The sequence below is a fragment of the Dietzia sp. B19 genome, assembly GCF_014145155.1.
GTDB lineage: Bacteria > Actinomycetota > Actinomycetes > Mycobacteriales > Mycobacteriaceae > Dietzia > Dietzia natronolimnaea.
On the sequence record NZ_JAALED010000366.1, the window covers coordinates 2,135 to 6,834 of the forward strand.

At 72.1% G+C, this 4,700-nt stretch carries 6 protein-coding genes and 1 pseudogene; 6 read left to right on the plus strand and 1 reads right to left on the minus strand.

The genetic code is table 11. The annotated features are described in order from the left end of the window. Positions 1 to 47: 47 nt before the first annotated feature. From G6020_RS10895 to G6020_RS10905, 3 genes are read left to right on the plus strand one after another with little or no spacing between them, the layout of a single operon-like run. A complete protein-coding gene (locus G6020_RS10895) occupies positions 48 to 650 on the plus strand; it encodes a TetR/AcrR family transcriptional regulator (RefSeq protein WP_182610642.1) in 603 nt (200 codons plus the stop codon). After that, a complete protein-coding gene (locus G6020_RS10900; protein WP_347237859.1) occupies positions 647 to 1,447 on the plus strand; it encodes a class E sortase in 801 nt (266 codons plus the stop codon). The genes G6020_RS10895 and G6020_RS10900 overlap by 4 nt, the downstream gene beginning before the upstream one ends. Further along, a complete protein-coding gene (locus G6020_RS10905; RefSeq protein WP_179523579.1) occupies positions 1,447 to 1,629 on the plus strand; it encodes a hypothetical protein in 183 nt (60 codons plus the stop codon). The genes G6020_RS10900 and G6020_RS10905 overlap by 1 nt, the downstream gene beginning before the upstream one ends. 18 nt (positions 1,630 to 1,647) lie before the next feature. Here the strand turns inward: G6020_RS10905 and G6020_RS10910 are convergent, their stop codons facing one another. Then, positions 1,648 to 2,196: a DUF2020 domain-containing protein gene (locus tag G6020_RS10910; protein WP_182610643.1), complete on the minus strand. Its 549-nt coding sequence runs from the start codon at positions 2,194 to 2,196 to the stop codon at positions 1,648 to 1,650. Positions 2,197 to 2,289: 93 nt separating this feature from the next. Here G6020_RS10910 and G6020_RS10915 point away from each other — a divergent pair, with 93 nt between their 5' ends. From G6020_RS10915 to G6020_RS10925, 3 genes and pseudogenes are all read left to right on the plus strand, one after another. After that, entirely contained in the window at positions 2,290 to 2,913 is a 624-nt protein-coding gene (locus G6020_RS10915) for a TetR family transcriptional regulator (RefSeq protein ID WP_179523581.1), read from the plus strand. A gap of 69 nt (positions 2,914 to 2,982) precedes the next feature. Next, entirely contained in the window at positions 2,983 to 3,957 is a 975-nt protein-coding gene (locus G6020_RS10920; RefSeq protein WP_182610644.1) for a hypothetical protein, read from the plus strand. Positions 3,958 to 4,518: 561 nt separating this feature from the next. Then, a pseudogene (locus G6020_RS10925) lies at positions 4,519 to 4,700 on the plus strand (hypothetical protein); the annotation flags it as partial.

The window sequence follows — 4,700 nt, forward strand, 5'->3', positions numbered from 1 at the left end:
GCCCGACAATTCCGGCATCACTCCGATAGGCCGATAGTCTGTCCCCTGTGACGAGCGCACGGTCGACCAAACCCGGACCGCGGGAGCGGCTCCTGGCCACGTCGACCCGCCTGTTCTCCACGGACGGGATCCGCGCGGTGGGGATCGACCGGATCCTCAGGGAATCCAAGGTCGCCAAGGCCAGCCTCTACAACACCTACGGTTCCAAGGACGAGCTCGTCGTGGCGTACCTGCGGGCCATGGCCGAACGCGACCGCGCCCTGTGGCAGCGACGCGCCGACGCCGCGCCGGACTCGCGCGGACGCATCCTCGCCCTGTTCGACATCGTCCGTGAGCGCGTGGAGCCCGCGACCCCCGGCTCGTGCCACCTCGCCGCCGCCATCGAGTTCCCCCGCCCCTGCACGGACGGCGAGCACGCCATCCGGGCGGCGGTGTCCGACCAACGGGCCTGGGTCGCCTCGACCCTCCGCTCCGAGCTCGCCGGCATGGGGCTCGAGGACCCCGACAACATCGCCGACCTGGCGGACCGGTTGGCGATCCTCCACGACGGTTCCGTCACCGCCGCCATGCTCGGTGAGGTCGAGACCTCGGCGATGACGGCACGGAGCATGGCCGAGCTCATCCTGGGGATGGTCACGGAACCCTCGTGACGCGCGCGGCGGGTGTGGTGGGCGAGGTGCTGGTGACCCTCGGCGTCGTGCTGGCCCTCTTCGTCGTCTACCAGGTGTGGTGGACCGACCTGGGCGCGGCGCGCGCCCAGTCCGCCGCCGACGCCGAACTGGACCAGCGGTGGGGTGGACCGGACAACCCGCGGGGTCGCGGTACGGGCGTCGACGACGGGGACCCGGGGCTCTCCGGACTCGCCGACGGCACCGCGTTCGCCCGTCTGTACATCCCCGCGTTCGGCTCGGACTACCGGTTCGCGGTGGTGTCCGGGACCAGCGACGCGGCGCTGGAGACCGGGCCCGGGCACTACACGGAGACCCAGGGTCCGGGGGAGCCTGGCAACTTCGCTGTCGCCGGGCACCGGGTGGGCCGGGGATCGCCGTTCAACGACCTGGACGCCCTGCGCTCGTGCGACGCCCTGGTGTACGCCACGGCGGACCGGTGGCTGGTCTACCGCGTACTGCCCGTGGACGCCCCCGACCGCGCCTCGGCCCGCGCCCGGGCCGCCGAATGCCTACCCACGGACCTCGCCGACCGCGCGACGTCCGGCATGTACGAGGGACTGTCCGGTGTCTCGGTGGTCCGCCCGGAGGACGTGTGGGTGATCGACGCGGTACCCGGACGCGCCGAGCCCGCCTCCCCCGACCTGCTGCCCCTGGCCACGCTCACCACGTGCCATCCGCAGTATTCGGCGGCGGAACGGCTCGTGGTGCACGCGGTACTCGAACGCAGCGAGGCGCGGGTACCCGGCGAACTCCCCGCCGAGCTGGGGGGTCGGTGATGTACGCCTGGCTCTACCGGAGGCTCCCCGGGCCCACGCCGGTGCGGATCGTGCTGGTCGTCGTCCTGATCGCGGCGGTGTTCCTGTTGCTGATGGAGGTGGTGTTCCCCGCGGTCGAGGCGCTCATGCCGTACTCCCACGTGGCGGTCGACCCGGTCGCGGCCTCCCCGCCCGCCCCCTGAGCACGTCGGCCCCCTGACTCAGTCGGCCACCCGGGGTGCGACGAGCTCGGCCACCCGCTGGACCTTGACCGACTGTTCCTGCGTGGACTGCACCGCCAGGACCTGTGTCCCGCGGGCCAGGACCACCAGGGCGCCCCCCGGGCCGCCGGTGCGGCCACCGGTCCACCCGCCCTCGACGTCCGAGCGCTCCGACTCGCCGACCGGCGCCGAGCCGTCCACCAACTCGGTGGCCCGCTCCTCCGACTCGACCGAGTACACGGTGGTCGTGAGCTGGACTGCCCCGTCGGCGCTGTAGAAGAAGCAGGCGGCGGGGTCGACGCGGTCGTCGATCCGCACGTCGGTGGCCAGCTCGCCGTTGAGCCTCGACGCCTCGTCGACCGACAGGTACGGGCACTCCGCACTGGTCACCGGCTCGACCTGCGGGATCTCCGGCTCGCTGGTCTCCGGCGGCGCGGTCCGGATCGTCCCCATCTCCGGCGCCGGCTCGGTGTCCCCGCCGCACCCCGCCATCACGCCGAGCAGGACGACGGACAGGGGTGCGAGAAGGGTCGTGGCGGCGATACGCATGATGACCAGGATAGGACCCGACCCGCTGGGTAAGGTCATCACCACCGAACTGAGAGACCGACACTCATCGACCACCGACGGGGAGGCGCCCACATGACCGGCCCACCCACGCAGGCGCAGGGCGCTGACCGCACCGAGCATCGCCGGCGCGAGCTGCGCGAGACCATCTCCTCGGTCGCGTTGGACCTGGCCCTCGAGCGGGGGCTCGACGCCGTGACGGTGGACCAGATCGCCAAGGCCGCCAACGTGTCCCGTCGGACGTTCTTCAACTACTTCCCCTCCAAGGCCGCCGCGTGCATCCCGGACGCCTTCCCCCCGGACCGCGACGCGGTGCACCTGTTCCTCACCGACCGGTCCGTGTCCACGCTGACCGCGCTCACCCGCCTGTTGTGGCTGCAGGTCGCGATGGCCCGGCAGGAGACCCCTCTGTTCAACCGGTTCCACGACATGTGGCGGCGGGAGCCGGGGATCCGCACCGAGGTGTACGCGATCCTGTCCCGGACGGAGGAGGAGCTGGCCGCCCTGGTGGCCCGCCGGGAGGGCAGGGATCCCGGGTCCGTCGAGGCCGCGACGGTGGCGGCGGCGTCCATCGCGATCGTGCGGGTGGCGGTCGAGCAGTGGCGCACCGACGAGTCGCCGACCCTCCTGGAGGACCGGATCCGCGAGTCGTTCGACGCCGTCATCAGGGCGACCGAGATCCTCCCCGGCGACGCCTGACCCGTCCGGGCGGGCGTCCGCGGAACGGTCGGGATCAGGGATCGGACGCCGACGTCGTAGGATCGGCCCATGCGATCGCAGCGACCCCGTCCCGGAACCGGGGGACGAATCGCCCGGGGGTTCGTGGCGTCGGCGGCGATGGTGGCCGTGTCGGGGTGCTCCGCGCTCGGTTTCTCCGACGCCGGCGAGACGGGTCCACCCCGGATCTCGCCGGAACCCCGGCCCGACATCGCCGCGGCGATGGTGGAGGATCGTCCCGATCCCGACGTGCGGTTGAACGCGTGTGAACTCCTCGACCTGACGCCCGCCGAACTGATCGAGCTCACCGACGCCGACATGCCCGAGGTCGAGCCCATCGGCTCCGGCGATCTGGGCCTGATGTGCACCTACGGCGGACCGGGATCGCCCGAGTTGTACGAGATGCAGCAGGCGGAGGCGGACGCCGAGGCAGAGGCAGAGGCAGAGGCAGAGGCGGAGGCGGAGGCGGAAGACGGGTCGGAGACGGGAACAGGCACGGCGACAGGGACGACGGCGACCGGGACTGCCGACCCCGGGGACGGGACGGGCGAGGAGCCGGAGTCCGTGGCGGGGGCCGACACCACCACGGAGGTCAAGCCCATGCCCACGACCTCGCCCACGACCACCCGGACCACCACCGGTGAGCGGGACGAGATCCCGGACACCTTCGCGGCCGGGGTGGTCAAGCCACGTGGGGGCCCCCAGGCCGCGCTGCGCGGCCAGCCCGCGATGTTGGGGGTGCGGTACGCGTGTTCGGAGATCCGCGGAGCCGACGGGGCGTCGATCGAGGATGCACCCCCGGCCGCTCCCGAGGCGCCCGCCCCGGTCCGACCCGAACTCGATACCGCGTACATCGACTGCGTGGCGGCCCCGACCGGCGGGGGCGTCGAGGTCCACACGATCCTCATCGCGGACAACGACCTGTGGCACATCGCGTTGATCAGCCCGGAGACGCCGCGTTCGCCCGATGCCGAGGCACGGGCACTGGAGGGCCTGCGCAGGGTCGCCGAGCACATCCTCGACTGAACCCGGGCCGCCCGGCGCGGAAATGGGGAACGACGCCGGAGCCCCTCAGCATCCGACGCCGTTCCCTCCTGCGGACTGCGCATCGCGCCTTCCGGAATCCACGCTCGCCTCGGAAGGCGGCGGGCCGACACCCCCCCAGGTGCCCCGGTATTCATACCGGCCCCTCGTCGTGAAGTAACAGCCCCTCGTCCGCACTTCACCTCGCCACCGCACCCCCCGGCCGGTGACTGGAAGAACTCTATGTTGCACCCGCGGAGCAGGCAAGGCCATGATCTGCGGTTCTTCTGTTGACTTTGGGTCAACAATTGGAGACGGAGGATCTACCAGCGGTTCTGCGAGCGCCGTTACCAATGAACATTGGAACCGTGACCCGGCGGGCCCGGGACCGTGCGGATCGGACCCGCGAGGCCCGGTCGGCCCGACGGGTACCCAGCCACCCGGGGTCCGGGGTACTGTTACTGCTGTTGCCTGTGTGGCGCATGTGATTTCAGTGAGTCGTGCCCCGGGTCCACCCGCCCGAACCATCACCGCCGCCCGCCTGCCCGCGGCCGAAGGAGAACGATGTCCCGCCGATCCCGCTTCCTCGCGACCCTCCTGGTCACGACCGGCCTCGTCGTCGGACTGGCCCCCGCCGCGTCAGCGCAGTCCGTCGCCTTCCCCGGCCTGGAGTCGGCGCCCCTCCCCCAGCTGCCCGGGCTGGCCTCGCAGCCCGTCCTCACGATCCCCGTGCCGGCTCCGCCGCG